Annotated in this window: 20 protein-coding genes; 5 read left to right on the top strand and 15 right to left on the bottom strand. The window is 70.1% G+C overall.

The features are described 5' to 3' along the window. The first annotated feature begins 7 nt into the window (after window positions 1–7). Entirely contained in the window at window positions 8–268 is a 261-nt protein-coding gene (locus JR064_RS14725; protein ID WP_191826711.1) for a hypothetical protein, read from the top strand. Then, complete coding sequence (gene glyS, locus JR064_RS14720; protein ID WP_206230212.1) at window positions 265–2,544, top strand: glycine--tRNA ligase subunit beta; 2,280 nt, start codon at window positions 265–267, stop codon at window positions 2,542–2,544. Before JR064_RS14725 ends, glyS begins: the two co-directional genes overlap by 4 nt. Window positions 2,545–3,100: 556 nt before the next feature. Here glyS and rep read toward each other — a convergent pair. Further along, window positions 3,101–5,077, bottom strand: a complete 1,977-nt coding sequence (gene rep, locus JR064_RS14715) for a DNA helicase Rep (RefSeq protein WP_179570198.1) — start codon at window positions 5,075–5,077, stop codon at window positions 3,101–3,103. 135 nt (window positions 5,078–5,212) lie between these two features. Between rep and JR064_RS14710 the strand changes: the two genes are divergently transcribed. Both JR064_RS14710 and JR064_RS14705 read left to right on the top strand, forming a co-directional pair. After that, window positions 5,213–5,833 carry a thymidine kinase gene (locus JR064_RS14710; protein WP_206230211.1) on the top strand — a complete coding sequence of 207 codons (621 nt, stop codon included), beginning with the start codon at window positions 5,213–5,215 and terminating at the stop codon, window positions 5,831–5,833. 310 nt (window positions 5,834–6,143) lie between these two features. Next, window positions 6,144–6,899, top strand: coding sequence for a sel1 repeat family protein (locus JR064_RS14705; RefSeq protein WP_206230210.1), 756 nt, complete (start codon window positions 6,144–6,146; stop codon window positions 6,897–6,899). Window positions 6,900–7,077: 178 nt separating this feature from the next. Here the strand turns inward: JR064_RS14705 and JR064_RS14700 are convergent, their stop codons facing one another. The 8 genes from JR064_RS14700 to JR064_RS14665 all read right to left on the bottom strand — a co-directional run bounded on the left by JR064_RS14700 (window position 7,078) and on the right by JR064_RS14665 (window position 17,034). Then, a complete protein-coding gene (locus JR064_RS14700) occupies window positions 7,078–8,682 on the bottom strand; it encodes an OpgD/OpgG family glucan biosynthesis protein (protein ID WP_206230209.1) in 1,605 nt (534 codons plus the stop codon). Window positions 8,683–9,003: 321 nt separating this feature from the next. Then, window positions 9,004–9,966, bottom strand: coding sequence for a DUF4380 domain-containing protein (locus tag JR064_RS14695; protein ID WP_206230228.1), 963 nt, complete (start codon window positions 9,964–9,966; stop codon window positions 9,004–9,006). A 542-nt stretch (window positions 9,967–10,508) separates the two neighbouring features. Beyond that, complete coding sequence (locus tag JR064_RS14690) at window positions 10,509–10,856, bottom strand: low molecular weight protein tyrosine phosphatase family protein (RefSeq protein WP_338123898.1); 348 nt, start codon at window positions 10,854–10,856, stop codon at window positions 10,509–10,511. A gap of 138 nt (window positions 10,857–10,994) precedes the next feature. Beyond that, window positions 10,995–13,841 carry a serine/threonine-protein kinase gene (locus tag JR064_RS14685; RefSeq protein ID WP_206230208.1) on the bottom strand — a complete coding sequence of 949 codons (2,847 nt, stop codon included), beginning with the start codon at window positions 13,839–13,841 and terminating at the stop codon, window positions 10,995–10,997. 18 nt (window positions 13,842–13,859) lie between these two features. Then, window positions 13,860–14,426, bottom strand: a complete 567-nt coding sequence (locus JR064_RS14680) for an ECF-type sigma factor (RefSeq protein WP_179570204.1) — start codon at window positions 14,424–14,426, stop codon at window positions 13,860–13,862. 69 nt (window positions 14,427–14,495) lie between these two features. Beyond that, complete coding sequence (mutM, locus tag JR064_RS14675; RefSeq protein WP_206230207.1) at window positions 14,496–15,308, bottom strand: bifunctional DNA-formamidopyrimidine glycosylase/DNA-(apurinic or apyrimidinic site) lyase; 813 nt, start codon at window positions 15,306–15,308, stop codon at window positions 14,496–14,498. A 137-nt stretch (window positions 15,309–15,445) separates the two neighbouring features. Beyond that, window positions 15,446–15,781, bottom strand: a complete 336-nt coding sequence (locus JR064_RS14670) for an EF-hand domain-containing protein (protein WP_206230227.1) — start codon at window positions 15,779–15,781, stop codon at window positions 15,446–15,448. A 56-nt stretch (window positions 15,782–15,837) separates the two neighbouring features. Further along, window positions 15,838–17,034, bottom strand: coding sequence for a DesA family fatty acid desaturase (locus JR064_RS14665; RefSeq protein WP_206230206.1), 1,197 nt, complete (start codon window positions 17,032–17,034; stop codon window positions 15,838–15,840). Between the two features lie 141 nt (window positions 17,035–17,175). Here JR064_RS14665 and JR064_RS14660 point away from each other — a divergent pair, with 141 nt between their 5' ends. Further along, on the top strand, window positions 17,176–18,018 hold the full coding sequence (locus JR064_RS14660; protein WP_206230205.1) for an ABC transporter ATP-binding protein: 843 nt from the start codon (window positions 17,176–17,178) through the stop codon (window positions 18,016–18,018). 383 nt (window positions 18,019–18,401) lie between these two features. Here the strand turns inward: JR064_RS14660 and JR064_RS14655 are convergent, their stop codons facing one another. From JR064_RS14655 to JR064_RS14630, 6 genes are all read right to left on the bottom strand, one after another. Continuing rightward, entirely contained in the window at window positions 18,402–20,036 is a 1,635-nt protein-coding gene (locus JR064_RS14655; protein ID WP_206230204.1) for an MFS transporter, read from the bottom strand. Beyond that, complete coding sequence (locus JR064_RS14650) at window positions 20,029–20,448, bottom strand: DoxX family protein (protein WP_206230203.1); 420 nt, start codon at window positions 20,446–20,448, stop codon at window positions 20,029–20,031. Before JR064_RS14650 ends, JR064_RS14655 begins: the two co-directional genes overlap by 8 nt. A gap of 93 nt (window positions 20,449–20,541) precedes the next feature. Further along, complete coding sequence (locus JR064_RS14645) at window positions 20,542–22,434, bottom strand: amidohydrolase (RefSeq protein ID WP_206230202.1); 1,893 nt, start codon at window positions 22,432–22,434, stop codon at window positions 20,542–20,544. Beyond that, window positions 22,427–22,708, bottom strand: a complete 282-nt coding sequence (locus tag JR064_RS14640; protein ID WP_179570223.1) for a DUF1427 family protein — start codon at window positions 22,706–22,708, stop codon at window positions 22,427–22,429. The genes JR064_RS14645 and JR064_RS14640 overlap by 8 nt, the downstream gene beginning before the upstream one ends. A 13-nt stretch (window positions 22,709–22,721) precedes the next feature. After that, a complete protein-coding gene (locus JR064_RS14635; RefSeq protein ID WP_206230201.1) occupies window positions 22,722–23,375 on the bottom strand; it encodes an isochorismatase family protein in 654 nt (217 codons plus the stop codon). A 115-nt stretch (window positions 23,376–23,490) separates the two neighbouring features. Beyond that, a complete protein-coding gene (locus JR064_RS14630; RefSeq protein ID WP_206230200.1) occupies window positions 23,491–24,897 on the bottom strand; it encodes an alginate export family protein in 1,407 nt (468 codons plus the stop codon). Window positions 24,898–24,914 lie beyond the last annotated feature (17 nt).

Raw genomic sequence — 24,914 nt, 5'->3', positions numbered from 1 at the left:
GCGGCCGATGCGGCCAAACAGCGAACTGTTCCTGGTTCTGGGGTTGCTGTGGTCGGCGCCGCTGGCGTTCGGCTATTTCTGCGCCTGGTGGGCGCAGCAGCGCGGCCGCAGCGCGGTGGGCTGGTTCCTGTTCGGATTCCTTCTGCTGCCGGTGGCCGGGCTATGGCTGCTGGCGATCAATGGCGACGACCGCGATGGCCGCGGCAAGTCGAAAGACAAATCGATTGGGCGCGGCGACCTGCTGGCGACCCGTAAGGACGTGATATGAGCATGCATCCCCTGCTGATCGAACTGGGTACCGAGGAACTGCCGGTCAAGGCGCTGCCGGGCCTGGCGCAGGCCCTGTTCGACGGCGTGATCGCCGGGCTGGAGAAGCGCGGCATCGCGGTCGAACGCGGCGACGCCAAGCCGCTGTCCACCCCGCGGCGGCTGGCGGTGCTGCTGCCGGGCGTGGCCGCCGAACAGCCGGAGCAGCGCTCGGAAGTGCTCGGCCCCTATCTCAACATCGCCCTGGACGCCGCCGGCCAGCCGACCAAAGCGCTGGCCGGCTTCGCCGCCAAGGCCGGCATCGACTGGACCGCGCTGGAGCGCACCAGCGACGCCAAGGGCGAGCGCTTCGTGCACCGTGCGGTGACCCCGGGCGCGCAGACCGCCGCGCTGCTGCCGGAGATCCTGCGCGAGGCGATCGCGGCGATGCCGATCCCCAAGCCGATGCGCTGGGGCGACCACGACTACGGCTTCGCGCGGCCGGTGCACTGGCTGGTGCTGCTGTTCGGCAACGACGTGGTGCCGGTGCAGTTGTTCGGCGTGCAGGCCGACCGGGTCAGCCGCGGCCACCGCTTCCTGCACGACGCGCCGGTCACGCTGGCCCAGCCGGGCGACTACGTGGCCGCGCTGGAAGCGGCGCAGGTGCTGGTGGACCCGGATGCGCGCCGCGCGCGCATCGTCGCCGAGGTCGAGCAGGCCGCGCGCCAGGCCGGCGGCAGCGCGCGCATTTCCGACGACAACCTGGAGCAGGTGGTGAACCTGGTCGAATGGCCGTCGGCGGTGCTGTGCCATTTCGAACCGGCATTCCTGGCGGTACCGCAGGAAGCGCTGATCGAGACGATGGAGAGCAACCAGAAGTTCTTCCCGGTGCTCGACGCCGGCGGCAAGCTGACCGAACACTTCATCGGCATCGCCAACATCGTCTCGCGCGACGTGGCCGAAGTAGCCAAGGGCTACGAGCGGGTGATCCGGCCGCGCTTCGCCGACGCCAAGTTCTTCTTCGACGAGGACCTCAAGCAGGGTCTCGAGGCGATGGGCGCGGGCCTGGCCAGCGTGACCTACCAGGCCAAGCTCGGCAGCATCGCCGACAAGGTGCAGCGCGTGGCCGCGCTGGCCGGAGTAATCGCGCCGCTGGTCGGCGTGGATCCGGCGCAGGCGCGCCGCGCCGCCGAGTTGAGCAAGAACGACCTGCAGTCGCGCATGGTCAACGAATTCCCCGAACTGCAGGGCATCGCCGGGCGCCACTATGCCAAGGCCGCCGGCGAGCCGGGCGAGATCGCGTTGGCGATCGACGAGGCCTACCAGCCGCGCTTCGCCGGCGACGACATCGCGCTGTCGCCGCTGGGCAAGGTGCTGGCGATCGCCGAGCGCCTGGACACCCTGGCCGGCGGCTTCGCCGCGGGGTTGAAGCCGACCGGCAACAAGGATCCGTTCGCGCTGCGGCGCAATGCGCTGGGGTTGGCGCGGACGGTGATCGAGAGTGGGTTTGATGTGAGTCTGCGCGATCTGCTCGCTAGCGCGACGCTGCAGACGCTTTTGGCGGTCGCTGCGCACGGCACGAAGAAGGACGCCGCCGCCAGTCAGCCAAGCGCAATTCCCGTCAGTGGCGATGGCACGCAGGGAAACAGCTTCGTCGCCGGCTTCCTGAAGGAGCATTTCAGCCAGCAGGGTCAGACGGTGACCTTCCTGGAGGCTGCTCCGACCGTAGCGGAACTGTTCGACTTCATCCTCGACCGCCTGCGTGGCTACTACGCCGACAAGGGCGTGCCGGCGACGCATTTCAACGCGGTGGTGGCCTTGTTCTCGGGCGGGGTTGAAGGAAGCGCAGCTCCTGTAGGAGCGGCTTCAGCCGCGACCGCCACGCACGGATCGCTCTACGACTTCGACCGCCGCATCGACGCGATCGGCATCTTCGCCACGCTGCCGGAGGCCGAGGCGCTGGCCGCGGCCAACAAGCGCATCCGCAACATCCTGCGCAAGGCCGAGGGCGCGATTCCCGCGCAGATCGACCCGACCCTGCTGCGCGAGCCGGCCGAAAGCGCGCTGGCCGAGGCGGTGGAAGCGGCGATCGTGGAAACCGACGGCGCCCTGCGCCAGCACGACTACGTCACCGTGCTGAATTTCCTGGCGCGGCTGCGGCCGCAGGTGGACGCATTCTTCGACGGGGTGATGGTCAACGTCGACGACCCGGCGATCCGGGGCAACCGCCTGGCGCTGCTCAAGCGCCTGGGCGACCGCCTCGGCAGCGTCGCCGCGATCGAGCACCTGTCGTCGTAAGCAGGGCCGCGGACTGCTGCAGGTAGGGGCTGCGAAAGCAGCCTCTTCTTTTTTTGTGGGAGCGGCTTCAGCCGCGACGCGCGAAGCTGGCAGCGCCACAACCAAGTGAAACCGCGTCGGGACTGAAGTCCCTACCCCAGTGCACCCGGCAGGCTCCGTCCGAGCGCCTGCCGATCGACGCTGCTTGAGAGAGCCGCAGCTCTGGCGACACCGCTTCTTGTGGGAGCGACTTCAGTCGCGACGCGCGAAGCTGCCATTCCGCAATGCTGAGAAAAAAGCGTCGGGGCTGAAGCCCCTCCTACAGTGCACTCGGCCAGCCATGTACGAGCACCGCGTCGAGCCCCTCTCCCCTCGGGAGAGGGGTTGGGGTGAGGGTACGGCGCGAAAGCGACTCGCGGAGTTGGATGCACCAGGCTGCGCCCGTACCCTCATCCGCCCCTTCGGGGCACCTTCTCCCGAGGGGAGAAGGGAAATCACTTCACGCAGGCCTGCCACGCACAGTGCTGCGCACAACCGCCGTTACGAATCCCCACTCCCGAATCCCGAATCCCGGCTTTCAATCGAACAACGCCTGGATCGCCGCCAGCCCGGCATTGGCGCGCTCCTTCTTGCGCTCGGCGTCGGCCACCGGATCGGCGCCGTCGCGCTGCATCTCCTCGGCCGGAATCTCGTCGAAGAAGCGGCTGGGCTTGAGCCGGATGTGTTCGCCGAACTTGCGGGTCAGCTTGCTGTAGCTCATCCACAGCTGCTCCTTGGCGCGGGTGATGCCCACGTACAGCAGGCGCCGCTCTTCCTGCAGGTTGCCCTCCTCCAGGCTGACCTCGTGCGGCAGCACGCCGTCCTCGCAGCCGACGATGAACACGTAGCGGAACTCCAGGCCCTTGGACGCGTGCATCGTCATCATCCGCACCTGGTTGCCGCCGTCGTCCTTGTCGTTGCGCGACAGCAGCGCCAGCTGCGCGGCCAGGTCGCCGACGGTGGCCCCACGCGGGCCGCCCTCGAACCACTTGGCGAGTTCTTCCAGGTTGCTGCGGCGGCGCTGGAACGTGGTTTCGTCCTTGCACTGGCTGCGCAGTTCGCGGATCAGTCCCGACTGCTCGGCGAGCTGGCGCACCACGTCGGCCGAGGACAGGGTCAGCGAGGCGGTGCGCAACTCGTGCAGGACGTCGACGAAATCGCTCAGGCCGTTGGCCGCGCGCGGCGGCAACTGCTGCAGCGCGCCCATCGACTCGGCCGCGCGCGACATCGGCAGGTTCTTCGCCGATGCCAGTTCGGCCAGCTTGGCCAGCGAGGTCGCACCGACCTCGCGCTTGGGCGCCTGCACCGCGCGCAGGAACGCGGCATCGTCGTCGGGATTGACCAGCAGCCGCAGCCACGACAGCACGTCCTTCACTTCCTGCCGCTCCAGGAACGCCGTGCCGCCGGTGATGTGGTACGGCACGCCGGCGATCTGCAAGGCCTTTTCCAGCGGCCGCGACTGGAAGTTGCCGCGGAACAGGATGCAGAAATCGCTCCACGGCACCTGCTTGGCGGTGCCCAGGTAGGCGATCTCGGCGGCGACCTTCTCCGCCTCGTGCTCGCTGTCGCGGCATTCCCATACGCGGATGCGCTCGCCGTCGGCCTGGTCGCTCCACAGGGTCTTCAGGTGCTCGTGCGGGTTGTGCGCGATCAGCGCATTGGCCGCGCGCAGCACGCGGTTGGAGCAGCGGTAGTTCTGCTCCAGCTTGACGATCTGCAGCGCCGGATAGTCGCGCCCCATCTGCATCAGGTTTTCCGGATTGGCGCCGCGCCAGGCGTAGATGCTCTGGTCGTCGTCGCCCACGCAGGTGAAATTGCCGCGCGGGCCGGCCAGCATCTTCAGCAGCCGGTATTGCGCGTCGTTGGTGTCCTGGCTCTCGTCCACCAGCAGGTAGCCGATGCGCTCGCGCCAGGCCATGACGATGTCCTCGTTCTCCTCCAGCACCTGCACCGGCAGGCGGATCAGGTCGTCGAAGTCCACCGCATTGAACGTGCTCAGCCGTGCCTGGTAGCGCTCGTACAGGCTGGCCGCTTCCTGCTCGCGGTTGCTGCGCGCCGCGGCCATCGCCTGCTCCGGCGACAGCCCGGCGTTCTTGGCGCGCGAGATCAGGTTCTTGGCGTCGTCGATCGCATCGGGCTTGGCGCCGTGCATCAGGTCCTTGATCTGCGCGGCGGCATCGTCGGCGTCGAAGATCGAGAAGCCGCGCTTCAGACCCACCGCGGCGTGCTCGATCTGCAGGAACTTCAGCCCCAGCGCGTGGAAGGTGCAGATGGTCAGGCCGTCGGCGGCATCGCCGCGGATGCGCTTGGCCACACGCTCGCGCATTTCCTTGGCCGACTTGTTGGTGAAGGTGATCGCAGCGATGCGCTTGGCCGGGTAGCGGCCGGTGGCGATCAGATGCGCGATCTTTTCCACGATCACGCGGGTCTTGCCGCTGCCGGCGCCGGCCAGCACCAGCAACGGGCCTTCGCAATGCAGCACCGCGGCGCGTTGGGGGGGATTGAGACCGTGCATGAAGACTTCCCTGGGCCGCGCATTGTAGCGGGCGCCGGCCGGCGGCGAGGACCGCGCCGCTGCGCGGGCGCTGAACGGGTTTTCCCGGGCGCATCCGGCCTGCGACGGAGTTGTCCGCCGCGCTAGAATCGGGCCATGGCGAAACTGTACTTCTACTATTCGGCGATGAACGCCGGCAAGACCACGACGCTGCTGCAGTCGGCGCACAACTATCGCGAGCGCGGCATGCGCACTGCGATCCTGACCCCGCGCCTGGACCACCGCGACGGCAGCGGCGTGGTCGCCTCGCGCATCGGCCTGCGCGCAGACGGCAGCACCTTCGTGCCGGACACCGACCTGCTGGCGCTGCTGCAGGACGACATCGCCCGCGACGGCGCGCTGCATTGCTTGCTGGTGGACGAGGCGCAGTTCCTCAGCCGCGCGCAGGTCTGGCAGCTCAGCGAGGTGGTCGACCGGCTGCGCATCCCGGTGCTGTGCTACGGCCTGCGCACCGATTTCCGCGGCGAGCTGTTCGAGGGCAGCCAGTACCTGCTGGCCTGGGCCGACGAGCTGCAGGAGATCAAGACCATCTGCCACACCGGCAGCAAGGCGACAATGACCGTGCGCGTGGACGCCGACGGCCACGCCGTGCAGGACGGCCCGCAGGTGGAGATCGGCGGCAACGAACGCTACGTGTCGGTGAGCCGCGCCGAGTTCAAGAAGATCATGCGCGGCGAGGGCCGTATCGATCCGTTGCAGATCGCGTTGCAACGGTAGTCCATCCGCCGCGCCGGGCTGACGGCTGCGGCGCCAGACGAAAGACCGTGTAAGCCAGACTGTGTAAGCCGAAGGCGACGCCGCGTTTGGCGGTTCAGCCGCATGCGCAGGCGGACGCCGCGCAAGCGCTCTGCACTGCCTTGGTGCGTCCATCCGCCGCCCCTGTTCGGCTGCAGTCGGCGCGACACCCACCATGAACGTCGGTTGAAAACTGCGCCACGGCCCTCGGCCGCATAGGCCATCAGTCTATGGATCGCGGCTGCAACGCCCATTTAGAATCGTCGGCGATCGCACTCACGGGAAGAGTTCTATGCATCGGTTCAAGGGATATGCCGTCGCCGGCTGCACCGCGCTGGCCATTGCGGTTGCGCTGGCGCTGTCCGGCCCGGCTGGCGCCGCCGACAACGCGCGTACGTTCGACGACATTCCGGCGCAGGTGATGACCGACGGCTTCCTCGAGGCGCACCTGGACCTGTTCTATCGCCGCGCCGGTATCCGCGCCGACAAGAAGGGCGAGTTCGCCGAGGCCAGGAAGAACTACCAGCTCGCCGCGCGCTATGCCGACAAGCCGTCGCAGGCGCGCCTGGGCGAGATGTACTGGGAAGGCCAGGGCGGCGCGCAAGATCGCGCAATGGGCTTCCTGTGGATGGCGCTGGCCTCCGAGCGCGGCTACGACGCCTTCACCACGCGCAAGATGGAGTACTGGAACCAGCTGACGCCCGAAGAGCGGCAGCGCGCGATCAAGCAGGACAAGAAGATGCTGGCCACGTATGGCGACACGGTCGCCAAGCCGCGCCAGGAAGCGGTGCTGCGCCGCGAAGCCGGGCGCAGTACCGGCAGCATGCTCGGCCACTCCGGTGCCTCCGGCCTGCAGATCAACGGTCCGCGCGGCGGCAGCATCGATCCGGAAGTGTTCTACGCCAAGGAATTCTGGGAACCGGCGGCGTACTGGAAGCTGCAGGACCGGGTCTGGGACGGCCGCACGCCGGGCCGCGTGGATATCGGCGATGTCGAGGACATCACCCAGGAAACCGCGCCGAAACCGCAGGAACCGGCCAAGCCTTGAGTCTGTGGCAACCGCGCGAAGCCGGACACGTCGCGCGTCGGGACTGAAGTCCCTCCCACAGTGCACCCGGCTGCTCTCCGCAAGCCACTGTAGGAGCGGCTTCAGCCGCGACGAACAAGGTCAGGTACTGCAAGCAGTCAGGCGCTGCCGCGCATAACGCGGCAGCGCTCGGCCGCACTCAATACAGCTTGCGCTCGGCCGCCGGCGGCGGGGTCCACTGGTATAGCCAGGTCTCGGTCAGCGGCTTGTCGCCGGCGCGCAGGAACAGGCGGATGTCGATCTGCTGCGTGCCCTCGTCCGGCGGCACCACGTCGAACATCGCGCGGTAGCCGGAGAGTTCGTGCAGCGGCCGCGCCGAGACGATCTCGGTGCTGCCGCGGCTCAGCTGCAGCACCGCCTCGACCTTGGCGTCCTTGTCCTTGCCGAGCCTGGCCAGCTCGCCGCCGACGAAGTCCACCGCGAAGCGCCAGGAGAAATGGCTGCGCTTCTGCCCGACCACGCCGCCCAGACCGGTGCGCGTGGCCACGCACTGCGCCAGCGGCGAGGACGCCGGCGGCTGCGCGCCCCAGTACAGCCGGTAGCCGAACAGCAGTTCCTGCCCGGGCTGCGGCTTGTCCTGCGGATTCCAGAACGCGACGATGTTGTCGAAGGTCTCGTCGACGGTGGGAATCTCCACCAGCTGCACCGAACCCTTGCCCCAGCCCTGCTTCGGTTCCACCCACAGGCACGGGCGCTTCTCGTAGTACACGCCGTCGTCGTGGTAGTGGTCGAAGTTGCGGTCGCGCTGCAGCAGGCCGAAGCCGCGCGGGTTCTCGTCGACGAACATGTTGAAGCGCAGCTGCGGCGGATTGCACAGCGGCCGCCAGATCCATTCGCCGCCGCCGGTCCACATCGCCAGGCCGTCGGTGTCGTGGATCTCCGGGCGCCAGTCCCAGTCCATGCGGCGATCGTTCTCGCCGACCTGGTACATGCTGGTGCACGGCCCCAGGCCCAGCCGCTCGATGGTCTTGCGCGGATACAGCGCGCTGTCGATGTCCATCAGCAGCACGTCGCCGTTGGTGATCGCGAAGCGGTAGGCGCCGGCCACGCTCGGCGAATCCAGCAGCGCGTACACCACCACCGTGTCCGAACCGGCCTTGGGCTGCTCCAGCCAGTAGGCGATGAAGTCCGGGAATTCCTCCGGCCCGCCGGTGCCGGTATCGATCGCCAGGCCGCGCGCGGACTGGCCGTACTGGCCTTCCTTGCCCACCGCGCGGAAATAGCTGGCGCCGAGGAACGCGGCGAAGTCGCGATCGGTGTCCTGCTTGGTGTTGAGGCGGAAGCCGGCAAAGCCCAGGTCCTTGGGCAGATGCTGGCCCTTCAACCCGCTGCTGCCGTAGTCGAACGCGGCGCCGTCGTAGGCCAGTTCCTGCGCCTGCCCGTCGACCAGGTCGAACATGTGCACCGGCGACTTGAAGTACAGGCCCAGGTGGAAGAACTTGGCCTGGAATTTCGAAGCGTTGTCCACCGCCCACAACGCGTGGTCCTGGCGGTAGCGGATCGACTGGTACTGGTCCCAGTTCAGCGATTCCAGCGGTCCCGGCAGCACCCGCTTGTGGCTCTGGTAGGGCGCCTGGGCCATGGCCCGGGCATGGCCCTTGAGCCAGGCGTAATCGAAGGGCTGCGGCTTGCCCAGCCGGCGCAGGCCGACCGCGGGGGCGGCCTGGCCGAGCATCGGCATTGCGGGCAAGCCCATGGCGGCGAAGGCGGCGGCGGCGTTCTTGAGGAAATCGCGTCGTTGCATGGGCCGGATCGAAGCGGAAAGGGCCTCCATCATAGACAAGCGGCGTTAAACGCGAGAGCTAAGGCGGCGTGTCATCGGTTCCCGGGTAGGGCGCGCTGGGTCTGTCGGGCCGCCAGCGGGTGCCGCATGGCGCAGCGCCTGACGGGCGGTCAGGTCAAGCCGCGCGGCGCCGACTGGCGGCCTGGCTCCAACCCGCGGGGCCGCGTTTGTGCGCTTTCGGCGCTAGGTCATCGCCCGGGCGGAACGCCGCCACGCCGTCTCGCCCTTGCTTGCCTCCACGCACAAGAGCGGCGCGATCTACCTGGGGATTGAGGAGGCGCCCTAGGGCGTCGGGCACGCCCCCTTCAACGCCAGCGCTGCGGCGTGCCGGCACAGGAAACTGCGCTGCTGCGCCGGGTCGTCGCCGCCGGCGTAGTCCAGCAACGTCCATTGCTCCTCGGCCTGCATGTTCTGGCCCGGGGCCAGGGTCCGGTACGGCGCGTGCACTTCCATTTCCAGCAAGCCGCCGCCCGGATCGGAAGCCGACGCATCCAGGTAGAACTCGACCTGGCCCTGCTCGGGATGGATGCGCGCAAGCGGCTGGTGGGCGAAGCGGATCACCCAGGCCTGATCGCCGGAGAAGGCGGCGATCCAGCCGGCCGACGGCTGCAGCAGCAGCTTGCCGCGCTGTCCGGCGCTGCCCGGCGGCGCAGCCGCCAGGGTCATCAGGCCATCCTGCACCACGTACTGCGGCGGCGCGTAGCCGGCGCCGTCGCTGGGCTGCACGCGGATATCGGCAGCGGCCGCGACCGGCACCAGCACCCGCGTGGCCGCGCTCACCCGGGTGTTGAACCACAGGTCCCAGGCCACCGCGGTCGTGCGCACGTTCTGCGCCTGCACCTGCAGCAGCACGCTGTCGGCGCGCCGCGGCGACAGCGCGAAGGTCTTGCGCAGCCGCACGCCGCTGACCGGGCTGTCCACGCCGCGCAGCTGCAAGCGCTGCGGCGCGCGCGCGACGACGGTGGTGGTGGCGAAGCTCAGGTACGGGTCCGGCGGCCAGTTCGCATGCGCCGCGCGCCGCGCCGGATTGGCGTCCTGGTGCTGCCACCACGCGCTCTGCGGCCCGACCCAGACGTCGTGGCCGAAATAGGGGATATCGTTGGCCGCCGCGCTGACCGTCGGCAGCGGCTGGCGCTGCACCGCGTCGCCGACCTTGATCAGGTTGGGCCCGCCGCTGCGCTGGAAGCCCAGCACGCGCCCGCCCAGGATCGGCGTGACCGTGAGCCGGACCACGCCGTTGTCCATGATCCACGGTGCCGTCGCATCGGTGCCAGGCGCGGTCGCCGGGGCCGCGGCGGCGAGCAACGGCCAGGCACCGAGAAGCGCGAGCAGCGCCTCGCGCGGGCGCCACCGTCCATTCTGCATATCGGTGCGCATGGCGAACCTGTGATCGAGGAAGGAAGCCCGATTGTGGCGACTCTGCGGCCGCGGCGACAGCCGATCGGTTGCGCCTGCGCGCCGCGGCTGTTGCCGCTCGGCGCAATCCGGCGGACGCGGCTGTCGCAGGAGGGCGCACGGCTTCGGCCACGGGCCGATTCGAACACCTGCACCTGTGGCACCAGCGAAGGCGACGGTCGTGGCGATTTCGGTCGCGGCTGGCGAAGTCCTCGAGCGGACGCCACAGCTCCGCCGCTTCTTCGACGACGCGGCGGCGGAGGAACCGCAGGGGTCACCGGCACAGCCGTATCAAGCCGGGTGCCATGCGCCCGCGCGGCAAGTGAGAAACTCTCTGCCGCGCTCGGCGCGTCAGGCGACGGGCTGCGGCGCGCGCTCACGCCGCGTGCCGCTCAGAGCGCCGGATGACGCCGCGGCAGATGCGGCGTCACCGTTTGCTGCAGCCGCCGCACCAGCACCGGATCCATGAACGCATAGTCGTCGGGAATGTCCAGGCAGACGATGCGCTTGCCGCTCAGGTGCCGCTGGAACCCGGCCGACAGCTTGCTGCGGTGGCGCCGTTCCATCACGAAGATCAGGTCGGCCCAGGCCAGCAGCTCCGGCGTCACCGCGGTCTCGGCATCGGCATTGATCCCGGCCGATGCGGTCTCGATGCCGGGCCAGTCGGCGAACAGCTGCTCGGCGGTCGGGCTGCGCAGCCGGTTGCGGGCGCACAGGAACAGGACATGGCGGACGGGCACGGCGCGGCGGGTCGAAGGGCGGTGGCCCATGGTAGCGGCGATCGCCGGCCGTTCGGGACGGCGATGCCGGGCTGACGTCGGCTTGGGGCCGGCACTGTGCCGGGAGCGGCCGGCGTCGCGGCGCCGCCGCGACCGGACTCAGCGCGCGGCGGTCAACGCCGCCGGCGCGGCGCACGCCGCACGCAGCCCCTCCACATCGTGCACCAGCGTGCCGCCCTGCGGCTGCGCCTGCGCCAGTTCGCGCTGCAGCGCCTGCAGTTCGCCACGCCCGTCGCCCGCACCGCCGCGGCGTTGGCAATGCAGCTCGGCGGCATAGGCGCGGGCGCGCCAGCGCAGCTTGCGGCTTTCGATGCCGTCTCCACCCTGCCGCGCCTGCGCCTCCAGTTCGTGCAGCGCCTGCGCGTCGCGGCCGAGCCGGCCCAGGTTGCGCGCCCAGGCCACGCGCACCGCACGCGTGCGCGGATGGGTCGGACCGTAGCCGCTCTCGGTACGGCGCAGCGCCTGCGCCAGCAGCGCATCGGCCTGCCGCGGTTCGCCCAGCGCGGCGCGCGCCTCGGCGATCAACCGCTCGCTGTCGCCGACCGCCGGGTTGTTCTGGCCGAGTTGCGAGATCCAGCGCGCGCGCGCTTCGTACAGCGGCGCCAGTGCGTCGCGGTAGCGGCCCGCGGCCGACAGCGCCAGGCCCTGGTTGAGCAGCATGTACGGCAGCAGCGCCTGGCTGTCGGGCGCGCGCATGATCGCGACCGAGCGCGCCATGTCGGCGATCGCCAGCGCGTGCTGGCCGCGCTCCAGTTCCAGCATCGCCAGCGAACTCCAGCTCATGCCGGTGTCGCGGTGCGTCGGTCCCAAGCGCTCCACGGTCAGCGCATGCGCGGCGCGCAGTTCACGCTCGGCGATGTCCAGACGGCCCTGGTCGATCATCACCGCCGCCCGCAAGCGCCGCAGCCCGAGGCTGACCGGATGGCGATCGCCGTTCAAGCTGCGCGACAGCGCCAGCGCCGCGCTCACCGCCTGCTCGGCCTGGTCGACATCGCCGCGATCGCGGTAGGCCACGCCCAGGCTGCGCAGCAGGTTGACGCTGAGCGGATGCCGCGGGCCGGCCTGGCGGTCGAGCAAGGCCAGCGCCTGCAGGTAGCCGGCGATCGCCGCGTCGGTGTGGCCGATGTCGCTGTCCATCGAGGCGACGTCGGTCATGCTCTCGACGATGCCGGCCGGGTCCTTGAGCACGTCGCGGTGCAGCGCCAGCGCGCGCTCGAACCAGGCCCGCGCCGATGCGCGTTCGCCGAGCACGCGCCGGCAGCGCCCCAGTTGCGAGAAGAAGCCGGCGGCCTGCAGCGGCAGCTGCGCCTGCGCTTCCTGCGCCTGCGCCGCCAGCGGCTGCAGCATCGCCACGCACTCCTGCGAACGGCTCAGCAGGCGCAGCGCGCGCCCATGCTGCGCCGCCGCTTCCAGGCGCAGCGCCAGCGGCACGTCGTCCTGCGTGGCCAGCAGCGCGCGCTGCCGTTCCAGCAGCAGCAGGGCTTCGCGATAGTCGCCCAGGCCGATGCGCAGGCGCGCGATCACCCCCTGCAGTTCCGCACGCGCCAGCGGCTGCCGCAGCAGTTCGCGTTCGCCGCGCTGTTCGCCGCTGGCAAGCAGCCCGCGCAGGTCGAAGCCGTCGCCGCGCTGCGCATTGCCGGCGCGATCGAACAGGCCGATCACGAAGTCCTGCATCGCTTGCGCGCGCACGGTTTCGCGATGCGCCTCGCGCACCTGCCACAGCGCCACGCCCGCGGCGCCCAGCAGCGCGGCGGCGGTCAGGCTGCCGAGTACCACGCTCCAACGGTGCCGCTGCAGGTATTTCTGCAGGCGGTAGGCCACGCCCTGCGGGCGCGCCTGCACCGTCCGTCCCTGCAGATGGCGGCGAAGATCCTGGGCCAACGCCTCGGCCGAGGAATAGCGCTGCGGCAGCGGCTTCTGCAGCGCCTTGAGCAGAATGTTGTCCAGATCGCCGCTCAGCCGCCGCGCCAGGCGCCGCGCCTCGGCCGGATCGCGCTGTCCCTGCTGCGCCGCGCGCACCACCGCCGCCGACGGTCGCGGCGCCTCCACCGCCAGGATCGCGCGCTCCCATTCGGCATCGCTGCTGCGGCGCAGGTGATAGGGCTTCTGGTCGGTGAGCAGTTCGTACAGCACCACGCCCAGCGAATACACATCGGTCAGCGTGGTGATCGGTTCGCCGCGCACCTGCTCCGGCGCGGCGTAGTGCAGGGTGAACGCGCGCGCCTCGGTGCGCGGATGCGCGTCGGCCGCAGGGTCGGCCTCGGTGTCGAGCAGCTTGGCGATGCCGAAGTCGAGCAGCCGCACGTCGCCTGCGGCGTTGACCAGGATATTGGACGGCTTCAGGTCGCGATGCACGATCAGGTTGGCGTGCGCATGGCTGACCACCTCGCACACCTGCAGGAACAGCCGCAGCCGCGCGCTCACCGGCAGGTGCAGGCGCTGGCAATAGTCGGTGAGCGGCTCGCCTTCGACATAGGCCAGCGCCAGGTACGGGCGTCCGTCGCTGGCGATGCCGGCGTCGAGCAAGCGCGCCAGGTGCGGATGCTCCAGCCGCGCCAGGATCTCGCGTTCGCGGGTGAAGCGCTGGCGCAGCGCGGCGTCGGCATAGCCGGGACGCAGCAGCTTCAGCGCGACCTGGCGCTGGTACAGCCCGTCGGCGCGCTGCGCCAGCCAGACCTGGCCCATGCCGCCTTCGCCGAGCAGCCGTTCCAGCGCATACGGCCCGATCCGGCTGCCGGCGCACAGGCACTCCATGGCGCTGGCCAGCAGCGGCTCGCTGAGCAGGTCCGAGCCGGCCGCGTCCAGCGCCAGCATGCGCACCAGTTCATCGGCGCTGGCCGGATCCTGCGCGTGCAGCTGCGCCAGACGCGCCGCGCGCGCCTCCGGGGTCAGCTCCAGCAGTTCGTCGAGCAACGGCGACAGGCGTTGCCACTGCAGCGCGTCCATGCGGTGCTCCGGTCGGTCCTAGTGATCCTGCATCGCCGCCAGCAGGAAGATGCGCGCCTTCTGCCAGTCGCGGCGGATGCTGCGTTCGGAGCGCTGCATCAGCTCGGCGATCTCCTGTTCGGACAGGCCGGCGAAATAGCGCAGCTCCACCACCTTGGCCAGGCGCTCGTCGATCGCCTGCAGCCGGTCCAGCGCCACGTCCAGCGCCAGCAGATCCTCGTCCAGGCGCACCCCGCCGCTGTCCTCGGGAATCTCGGCGACGCGTTTGAGATCGCCGCCGCGCTTGCGGGTCAGGCGGTTGCGCGCGTAATCCACCACCACGCTGCGCATCGCCGAGGCGGCGTAGGCGAAGAAGTGCGCGCGGCCGTCGAAACGGGCCATGCCGTGCGCGCCGAGCAGCTTCAGGTAGGACTCGTGGACCAGCGAGGTCGCGTCCAGGGTCTGCGCCTGCTGCCCGGCCAGCTGGCGCCGGGCCATGCTGTGCAGTTCCTGGTAGAGCGTGCTGAGCACGCGGTCCAGCGCCTCGCGGTCGCCGCCGCGCGCGGCGTCCAGCCACACGGTGATCTCGGGTGCAGTCTCTACCACGGCGGTCTCTCCTCCGGCCGGGAGTCGCGCGGACTATAGCGCGCGCCGGCGGCCAGCGGCGGCCGCCCGTCAGCGCTGGCAGCTCCCGCACCAGACGCTGGCGCGCTGGCCGATGCTGGCGTGGCGCAGCGGCCGCCCGCAGCGCTTGCAGGCCTCGCCCTCGCGGCCGTAGACCGCCAGTTCCTGCTCGAAATAGCCGGGCGCGCCGTCCGGGCTGATGAAGTCGCGCAAGGTGGTGCCGCCGCGGGCGATGGCGTAGCCGAGGATCGCCTTGGCCGCCTCGGCCAGGCGCGCATAGCGTGCCCGCGAGACCTCCCCGGCCTCGCGCAGCGGACTGATTCCTGCCTGGAACAGGCTTTCGGCGGCATAGATGTTCCCGACTCCGACCACGATGCGTTGGTCCATCAAGAACGTCTTTACCGGCGCACTGCGGCCACGGCTGCGCCGGAACAGGTAATCCCCGTCGAATTCGACCGACAGCGGCTCCGGCCCCAGCTCCTCGAGCAATGGGTGAGTCTGGCCCGGCGCCTGCCACAGCAGGCAACCGAACCGGCGCGGATCGTTGAAGCGCAGCACGCGCCCGTCTTCCAGGCTGATGTCGACATGGTCGTGCGCCCGCGGCGGCGTGTCCCCCGGCAGCACGCGCAGGCTGCCGGACATGCCCAGGTGCAGCAGCGCGCTGCCGGCGGCGGTATCCAGCAGCAGATACTTCGCGCGGCGGCGGATGCCGTCGATGCGCTGCCCCGGCAGCAGCTGCGCCACCTCCGGCGGGATCGGCCAACGCAGGTCCGGCCGGCGCAGGATCACGCCATGGATGCGCCGCCCCAGCAGATGCGGCTCCAGGCCGCGCCGGGTGGTTTCTACTTCGGGGAGTTCGGGCATGGGGGATTGGTTCGGTGGTGTTCGATTGACAAGCTTAGCCGCCGGAAATCTGCCGCTGTCGTCAAAACGCAGCGCGCCCTCGTAGATCGGATGTGGGCAATAACGGCCCCGCTTGGTCGGTATTGGTTTTGCGGTTCTTACTGCGGCGGCGCCGCCAGCTCCCTGGCACTAAGATAACCATCGCCATTGCTGTCCTGCTTGCGAAAGCGGGCCGTCAAGGTCGCCTGGTGCTGAGCGCGACTGATCGGCTTGCCGCGGCCGCCGGGGAGTTCGGCGGGGCTGAGCACGCCGTCGTGGTCGAGGTCGCGGGCGTCGAAGGCGTAGCTCATCCAGGCCAGGTATTCGTCCAGGCTGACGCGGCCGTCGCCGTCGCGGTCCATACGCTGCAGGTAGCTTCCGGTGGTATCGACCACCTGCGCGCTGGCGGCGCCGACGGCGCCGCCAAGCACGGCCAATGCCACGAGCGCTGCCATGAACGACGAACGCCGCACGAGGCGGCGTTCGCGAAACGGCTGCGGGACACCGCGCCTCATGCCAACGCGTAGCCCTTCAACCGCGCCGCATACGCCTGCAACGCGGCGATGCCGCTGGCCTCGGCGTCGTGGCACCAGGCCTGCAGTTGCTTCAGGCGTTCGCTGGCGTCGTGGCTGCGCGCTTCCAGCAGGGCGGCCAGGCGTGCGCGGTGCTCGACCAGGGTGCGCATGCGCGGGCGCTGCGCGACCCAGTGCTGCAGCTGTTCGCGCGCGTCCGGCTTGAGCCAGCGGCCGTCGTCGACCAAACCCTTGCGCAGGCGCCGCGGCAGCAGTTGGCGCAGCTTGGCGCCGGCCTGCGCGGCCTCTTCCTTCAGCGCCGGGGTGAAGACGTTGCGCTGGTAGTCGGTCATCGCCTGGAAACGGTGCGAAAGCAGCGCGCGCAGGGTGTCGGCATCGGGCACGGCGATGTTCGGGCGCACGTCCAGGGTCGGCGCCACGCGCAGGATCTTGGCCAGGCGCAATGCGGCCAGCGCGCGGATCGCGACCCAGCCGATGTCCAGTTCCCAGCGCCGCATCGAGAAGCGCGCCGAACTCGGGAACGCGTGGTGGTTGTTGTGCAGTTCTTCGCCGCCGATCCACAGCGCCCACGGGGTCAGGTTGGTCGAGGTGTCGGCCGATTCGAAGTTGCGGTAGCCCCACCAGTGGCCGAGGCCGTTGACCACGCCGGCCGCCCAGAACGGGATCCAGGCCATCTGCAACGCCCACAGGGCGATGCCGGGCAGGCCGAACAGCAGGAAGTTGAAGGCGAACAGGGCGATGGGCCCCCAGTTCGCGTGCGCGGTGTACAGGCGGCGCTCGATCCAGTCGTCCGGGGCGCCCTTGCCGTACTGCTCGATGTCGCCGCGCATGGCGCGCGCTTCGCGGTACAGCTCCACGCCGCGCCAGAACACGCGGCCGATGCCCTTGGTCTGCGGGCTGTGCGGATCCTCGTCGGTTTCCACCTTGGCGTGGTGCTTGCGATGGATCGCCACCCACTCCTTGGTGATCATCGAGGTGGTGAACCAGGTCCAGAAGCGGAAGAAGTGCGACAGCAGCGGATGGAAATCGACGCCGCGGTGCGCCTGGCTGCGGTGCAGGTACAGGGTCACCGCGAAGATGGTCAGCTGGGTGAACACCAGCAGCACCGCCAGCATGCCCCACCAGCCGACGTCGAGCAGGCCGGTGCTGAGGAAATCGAGGATCGCGTCGGACATTGCCAGAACTCCAGGCCGGTGAAGGCGTGCGCCAGGTTGGTATAGGAGACATGATGGGGCCAGTGGCGGCAAACTTCACCCATCGCCTGCGTACGGTATTCAGCCGCTGCGCGCTCTTGATCACAGAACGGTTTCACTTCCATGTCCGCCCCCCTCCCCGATGCAACTCCCATGCCGGCCGCCGCGCCGCTGATCGAACTGGACCGCGCCAGCGTGGTGCGCGGCCAGGTGCGCGTGCTGCACGAGCTGAGCCTGCGCATCGAGCTCGGCCAGCACACCGCGCTGCTCGGCCCGAACGGCTGCGGCAAGTCCTCGTTCATCAAGCTGATCACGCGCGAGCTGTATCCGCTGGCGCGCGCCGGCGAAGCCGCGCCGGTACGGGTGCTGGGACAGAGCCGCTGGCAGGTGGACCGGCTGCGCAGCCAGCTGGGCATCGTCACCGGCGACCTCAGCGTCAATCTCGCCGACATGCCCGGGCTGGACGTGGAGAGCGCAGTGCTGTCGGGCTTCTTCGCCAGCTACGTGGTGCCGCCGCATCGCGAAGTGACCCAGACCATGCGCGATCGCGCGCGCGAGGCGCTGCAGCTGGCGCATGCGTTGCCGCTGCTGCAGCGGCCGTATGCGGAACTGTCGGCCGGCGAGACCCGGCGCGTGCTGATCGCGCGGGCGCTGGTCAACCGGCCGCAGGCGCTGCTGCTGGACGAACCCAGCACCGGGCTGGACCTGATCGCGCGCCAGCACCTGCTGGCGACGATGCGCGACCTCGCCCGCCAGGGCATCACCCTGGTGCTGGTGACCCACCACATCGAGGAGATCGTGCCGGAGATCGAGCGGGTGATCCTGCTGCGCGGCGGCCATGTGTATGCCGACGGCACGCGCGAGGAACTGTTGGCCGATGCGCCGTTGTCGGCGGTGTTCGGCGGCGCGGTGCGGGTGCGCCGCGATGGCGCGACCTATAGCGCGAGCGTGGCCGAGGTGGAGTAGGCGACGGTGCGGGCTTCTGGTCTACGCACTGCCGTCGACGCTGGTCTTTCATGACCAGCGATGTGAGCGCTGGATATGCCGCCGCGACATCGGCGCCGATGCGTCCACTCGACAGCCGTGCCGATGACTTCGTTCGTCGCGACTGAAGTCGCTCCTACGGTGGCGCTATGGCGTTATGGCGTTGCTGCATCGGCTAACGCACGGGCATGCTGAAGCAGCGGGTCTGTTTGTCTGCGCATCCGGTCGTATCGCGGACAACACCTGTGGGAGCGACTTCAGTCGCGACGGGCGGTACCGACACGCCATCGCAACTGAAGCCCTTCCTCCCCGCCACGTCTGCTCCTTCCACTTCGCCAAGCGTGGAACCCCGCGCTGAAAACACGCTAGCCGCCACGCCCATCGGCAGGCGGCGGCGGCGCCTGGTGCAGATCCAGCGCCAAAAAATGGTGCACCACCGGCCGCTCCGGGCCGATGTGGTAGCGCAGCGCGGCGTCCTGCAGGTCGGCGTCGGCATGCGAGACGCGCTGATGCTGGCGCAGATGCTCGGCCCAGGATTCGACCAGGAACCATTCCATCACCCGCTCCGGCTCGTTGCTGTGCTCGGTGATGCCCCAGGCGTAGGCGCCGTCGCGGCGCCGCTCCTGCGACAGCTCGCGCAAGGCATGCAGGAACGGCGGCCGGTCGGAAGCACGCACGCGGTATTCGATCTGCACCATCACCGGGCCGCGGTCGTGCGCCACCGGTGCGTTGAGCAAGGGCTCGGGCCAGTGGTTGGATGGCTGCAGGTCGGCCTCGCCCTTGGGCAGGCGCAGGCGATGGAACACCAGCGCGACCAGCAGCAGCGCGCCGGCGCCGAGCAGCAGCGTGGCGGCGATGCCGAGCTGCGCGGCGATCAACCCCCAGCCCAGGCTGCCGCCGGCCATGGCGCCGTTGAACACGGTCAGGTACACCGCCAGGCCGCGGCCGCGCACCCAGTTCGGCAGCACCGCCTGCGCCACGCCGTTCAGCGTGGTCAGCGCCACGATCCAGCCGACGCCGAGCACCAGCAACAACAGCACGGCGACCGTCTGCGACGGCGTGGCCGCCAGCGCCGCCATCACCGCCGCGGTCAGCACCGCGGCCAGCAGCACCAGGCCATCGGCGTCCAGGCGCTTGCGCAACTGCGGCAGCACGATCGCGCCGAGGATCGCGCCGACCCCGACCGCACCGAGCAGCACGCCGTAGAACCCGGCGCTGCCGCCGAGCATGCGCCGCGCCACCAGCGGCAGCAGCGCCCACACCGAACTGGCGAACACGAAGAACACCGCCGCGCGCAGCAGCACCACGTGCAACTCGCGGCTGGCGCGGGCATAGCGCAGGCCGGCACGAAAGGCGCCGAAGAACTGCTCGGACAGGCCGCTGTCGGCGACCTTGGCGCGCGGCCACCACAGCAGCGCAGCGACCACGAACACGTAGCTGAGCACGTCGCTGGCGTAGGCGGCGGCCGCGCCCAGGCTGGCCAGCAGCAGGCCGCCGCCGGCCGGGCCCAGCGCGCGCGCGATGTTGATGCCCAGCGAGTTCAGCGCCACCGCGTTCTTCAGGTCGGCGCGCGGCACCAGCTCCGGCACGATCGCCTGCCAGGTCGGCCCCATCAGCGCGCTGCCGATGCCGCCGACGAAAGTCAGCGCGACCAGGTATTCGACCGTGAGCGCGCCGGTCTTGGACAGCAGCAGCAGGCTGGCGCTGACGCTGGCCAGCAGCAGCTGCACGCAGATCAGGAAGCGGCGCCGGTCGAGGATGTCCGACAACACGCCGGCCGGGATCGCCAGCAGGAACACCGGCAGCGTCGCCGCGGTCTGCATCAGCGCCACCGCGGCAGGATTGTCGGACAGGTCGGTGACCAGCCAGGAACTGGCGACGTCGCGCATGAAGCTGCCGACGTTGCCGAGCACGGTGGCCGCCCACAGCACCGCGAACACGCGATGCCGCAGCGGGGCGAAGCTGCCGGTCGCCGGCGCGGGTGCGGTGGACTCAGCCATGCGCGCGCTCGCGCAGGTCGTGCCAGGCCACCAGCACGAAGCCGCCGACCAGGCCCAGGTGTTCGTAGAACGCGTTCATCGCCGCAAAGCGTTGCATGCCGCTCATCTCCCAGTAGCGGTTGGCCACGCACGCGGCCACCAGGGTGAAGCCGGCCAGCGCCATGGCGCCCAGCCAACGATACGCGCCGCTCAGGATCAGCAGCGACGCGCCCAGTTCCAGCACGATCACCGCCGCCGCCAGCGGCGCGGCCGGCGCCATGCCGAAGTGCACCATTTCCGCCACTGCGCCGTCGAAGGCGAAGGCCTTGACCAGCCCGCCCTGCAGATAGGCCGCGCACAGGCCGAGCAGCGCCAGCCAGCGCAGCCATGCCGGGGTGAGGCGCGTGCCGACCGAGCGGGTCGCCTCACGCATGGCGCACGCTCCGCGCGATGCCGGCGGCGCGCGGCACGCCAAGCGCACCGCTGCCGGCCTGCGTGCAGATCGCGCGCGTCGTACGCATCCGGCTCATACCGCCCAGCACGCGCAGCCCAGCGCGCCCCAGAAGCTCTTCAGGTCGGCGATCGGCAACTGGCTGCTCCACGCGGTGGCGTGCTGGTGCCCATGGATCGTGCAGTCGTGGGCGCAGCCGCAACTGGCCGCGATCCGTTGCGACAGTGCCGCCGGCGGCGCCTCGCCCCAGGCGCCGTAGCCGCGGAAGCTGCGCGCCGGCGACCAGTCCGGCAGCGCCGGCGGCGGCGGCGCTTCGTCGTGTTCGGCGAACGCGCCGCTGGCCCACACTACCTTGCCGCCGACCATGGTCAGTAGCGCGGTGGTATCGGCGATGTCGCTTTCCGCGCAGCCGAAGAAGTCGCGGTCCGGCACCACCAGATCGGCGAACTGGCCGGCCTGGATGCGGCCCTTCTTGCCTTCCTCGTTGCTGAACCAGGTGACGTGTTCGGTCCACATCCGCAACGCGGTCTCGCGGTCCACGCAATTGCGCTGCGGATACAGGCGCAGGCCGCCGACGGTGCGCCCGGTCACCAGCCACGCCAGCGACACCCACGGGTTGTAGGAGGCCACGCGGGTGGCGTCGGTGCCGGCCGAGACCTTGACCCCTTTCTCCAGCATGCGCTTGACCGGCGGCGTGGCCTGCGCCGCGCCGATGCCGTAGCGCTCGACGAAATACTCGCCCTGGTAGGCCATGCGGTGCTGCACGGCGATGCCGCCGCCGAGCGCGGCGATGCGGTCGATGGATTTTTCGGAAATGGTTTCGGCATGGTCGAAGAACCAGTGCAGCCCCTGCAGCGGGATCTCGCGGTCCACGCGTTCGAACACGTCCAGCGCGCGGCTGATGGTCTCGTCGTAGGTCGCATGCAGGCGCCACGGCCAGCGGTTCTGCGCCAGGATCCGCACCACGTCTTCCAGCTCGGTCTCCATCTGCGGCGGCATGTCCGGCCGCGGCTGGCGGAAGTCCTCGAAGTCGGCGGCGGAGAACACCAGCATCTCGCCGGCGCCGTTGTGGCGGAAGTAGTCGTCGCCCTGCTGGTAGCGCGAGCTGGCGGTCCAGTGGAGGAAGTCTTCCTTCTCCTGCTGCGGCTTCTGGGTGAACAGGTTGTAGGCCAGGCGGATGGTGAGCTGGCCGGCGTCGGCCAGTTCCTGGATCACCTTGTAGTCGTCCGGGTAGTTCTGGAAACCGCCGCCGGCATCGATCGCGCCGGTGACGCCGAGCCGGTTCAGTTCGCGCATGAATTGCCGGGTCGAATTGACCTGGTAGTCGTAGGGCAGCTTCGGGCCCTTGGCCAGCGTCGCGTACAGGATCGACGCGTTCGGCTTGGCCAGCAGCAGTCCGCTCGGGTTGCCCTCGGCGTCGCGCACGATCTCCCCGCCCGGCGGCGCCGGCGTGTCCTTGCCGTAGCCCACCGCGCGCAGCGCGGCACCGTTGAGCAGCGCGCGGTCGTACAGGTGCAGCAGGAACACCGGCGTGTCCGGCGCCACCGCATTGAGTTCGGCGATGGTCGGCAAGCGCTTCTCGGCGAACTGGTGCTCGCTGAAGCCACCGACCACGCGCACCCACTGCGGCGCCGGGGTGATCGCCACCTGCCGGCGCAGCATGTCCATCGCGTCGGCGAGGCTGCGCACGCCGTCCCAGCGCAGTTCCAGGTTGTAGTTGAGGCCGCCGCGGATCAGGTGCAGGTGGTTGTCGATCAGGCCCGGCAGCACGCAGCGGCCCTGCAGGTCGATGCGCCGGGTGTGCGTGCCGGCCAACGGCAGGATCTCCTCGTCGCTGCCGACCTGCAGGAAGCGGCCGTCCTGGATCGCCACCGCCGTGGCACTGGGACGCGCGCGGTCCAGGGTGGTGAAGCGGCCGCGGTACAAGATCAGGTCCGGCGCGGCGTCGGTCGCATGCGGCTCAGCCATTGTCGTGCTCTCCCCGTTCCGGTTGCGCCGGCGCTTGCGTGCGCTGCGGCAGTTCGCCGAACACGTGCGGCTTGACCTGGTGGTGGAACCACGAGGTCGGGTGGGCGTCGCTGCGCAGCAGCCGCTGCACCAGCGGCGGCAACTGCTCGCCCAGCAGGATGCCGAGCAGGCCGACCAGCGCGATCACCGGCGGCGCCGGCGAACGCACCTTGAACAGCGCGTAGATCACGCCGACCAGCAGGCCCAGGCCCAGCGATACCAGATAGGTCTTCATCGGCGCGCTCCGCTCAGCCTTCGTGGGCACCGAACATGGTCCGGGCATAGACGATGCCCAGGCCGTAGGCGCCGCCGTACTTGCGCGCCACCTCGGTGGTGGTGGCGTAGGTGTCGGTGCGCGCCCAGTCGCGCTGCAGTTCCAGCAGGTATTGCAGCGCGGTCATCGGCCGGCCGCCGGCCTGCACGATGCGCTCGATGGCGCGGTTGTGCGCCTCGGCCGAGACGTCGCCGCAGGCATCGGCGATCACGTAAACCTCGAAGCCCTGATCCAGCGCCGACAGCGCCGGGCCGACGATGCACACACTGGTCCACAACCCCGCCAGCACGATTCGCGGCTTGCCGATCTCGTTGACCCGCTGGATCACCGCCGCGTCTTCCCAGGTGTTCATCGACGTGCGGTCGAGCAGCGCCTGGCCCGGGAACGGCGCGACCACTTCGTCGAACATCGGCCCGGAGAAGCTCTTTTCCGCCACCGTGGTCAGGATCGTCGGCACGCCGAAGCTGGCCGCGGCGTTGGCCACCAAGGCGGCGTTGGTGCGCAGCGCGCCTGCGTCGATCGAGTGCGTGGCGAAGGCCATCTGCGACTGGAAGTCGATCATGATCAGGGTGTGGTCGCCCGGCGTGAGCAACGTGGCGCCCGGAACGGGCAGAGCGGCGAGCGGCATGGCGACATCCTGGTATGCGGGGGAAAGCGCGATGCTGGCGCGCGATGGCGGCGGCGTCTTGGAGATTCGTGTCGCGTTGTGCGCCAAGTGCAGGGCGGCGGCGTCCAGCGGACGCCTACCAGGCCCAGCGCAGTTCCACGCCGACATAGTCGCTGTCGCGCGCGCCGGCCTGGCGCAGCGCGCGGCCGACGTCGTAGCGCACCGCTTCCAGCGCTGCGGTGAGTTGCGGCGACAACGGACGCTGCAGCCGCAGCTGGGTGTAGCGGCCGGTCCAGCGTCCGCCATGGCCGGCGCTGCCGGCCACCGGCACAGTGGGCTGCAGGTACACGGCATCGGCGGTGCTCTGCCGCCACAGCAGGCCCACGCCCAGGGTCGCGGTCAGCGCCGGCGCGGCCTGCCACTGCAGCGACGGCTTGAAGTGCAGCAGATTGCTGTAGCCGGTGTAGCCGGCGAGCGCGAAGTAGTAGCCGTTCGGGAACAGCGGATTGAACGTGCCCACGCGGCCGTCGCCGGCGTGCGCGTCGCCGGAGGCGGCATCCAGTTGCAGACCCAGGCGTGGCTGCGTGGCGGGCCGCTGCCACGTGTAGCCGGCACGCGCGCCGACCGCCCAGGCACGGATCGCTTGCTGGCCGACGCTGCCGCGCTGCGCCATCGTTTCCAGGTCCCAGTCCGCGCCGCTGGCGGCGCCGGCGAAACGCAGGTCGAGCACATGGCGGCGCTCGCGGCCGCTGCCATCCAGGTAGTGCGCCTGATCGCGCGAGTACAGCGCGTAGTAGACGGACAGTTCGTTGTCGCCGAGCACTTTGCGCTCGGCGCGCAGCGTGCCGAAGCGCACGCGGCGGCTGGAGCTGTCGTCGAAGGCGCGCGCATCGGCGTACTGCACCGGCTGGCTGACGAACCCGAGCACGCGCCAGCGCGCGGTTTCCCAGTCGGCCCACACCGCATCGAACGACTGCCGCACGTTGGGGCCATCGCGCGAAGACACGAAGCGTTGCAGGTCGAAGGCGAAATCCTGCCGCCCCACGCGCGCCTTGAAGGTACCGGCGGCGAAGGCATGCTGGTAGGCGACGAAGGCCAGGCGCAGGTCGAGCCGGTTCTGGTCCGCGCCGGAATGCACGCGCTTGGCATAGGCGCGTACGTCCTCGAGTTGCGCGAACGCCTGCCAGTCGCTGCCCAGGCGCAGATCGGCGTGCAGCTGCAGCCGCTGCAGCAGGTAGGCATCGGCCGCGTCGCCGGTGCCCAGGCCGGGCGCGTCGTTCGACTCGAAACGCTCGCGCAGGTTGGCGCCCAGCGACAGGTAGCGTTGCGTGTCGTCGGCAGCCAACGGCAGGTACTTCAAGCGGTCCAGCGGCGTTTGCCGCAGGGCCGGATCGGCCAGCGCCAACCAGTCTTCCTGCCAGCGGTTGGTACTCGGCCGCGGCCGCGTCGCCGGCGCGTCCGGCTGCGGCGCTTGTTCCTCGGCGCGCACCGGCGCCGCGATCGCGATCGTGCCGGCCAGCGCCAGCAACGCACCGTGCCGCATGCGCCGGGCGCCGTGCA

Origin of the sequence: Xanthomonas bonasiae (assembly GCF_017163705.1) — a bacterium.
GTDB classification, from domain to species: Bacteria; Pseudomonadota; Gammaproteobacteria; order Xanthomonadales; family Xanthomonadaceae; genus Xanthomonas_A; species Xanthomonas_A bonasiae.
The sequence above is the reverse complement of the archived record's forward strand: the minus strand, read 5'-3'. Positions and strand labels throughout refer to the sequence as shown.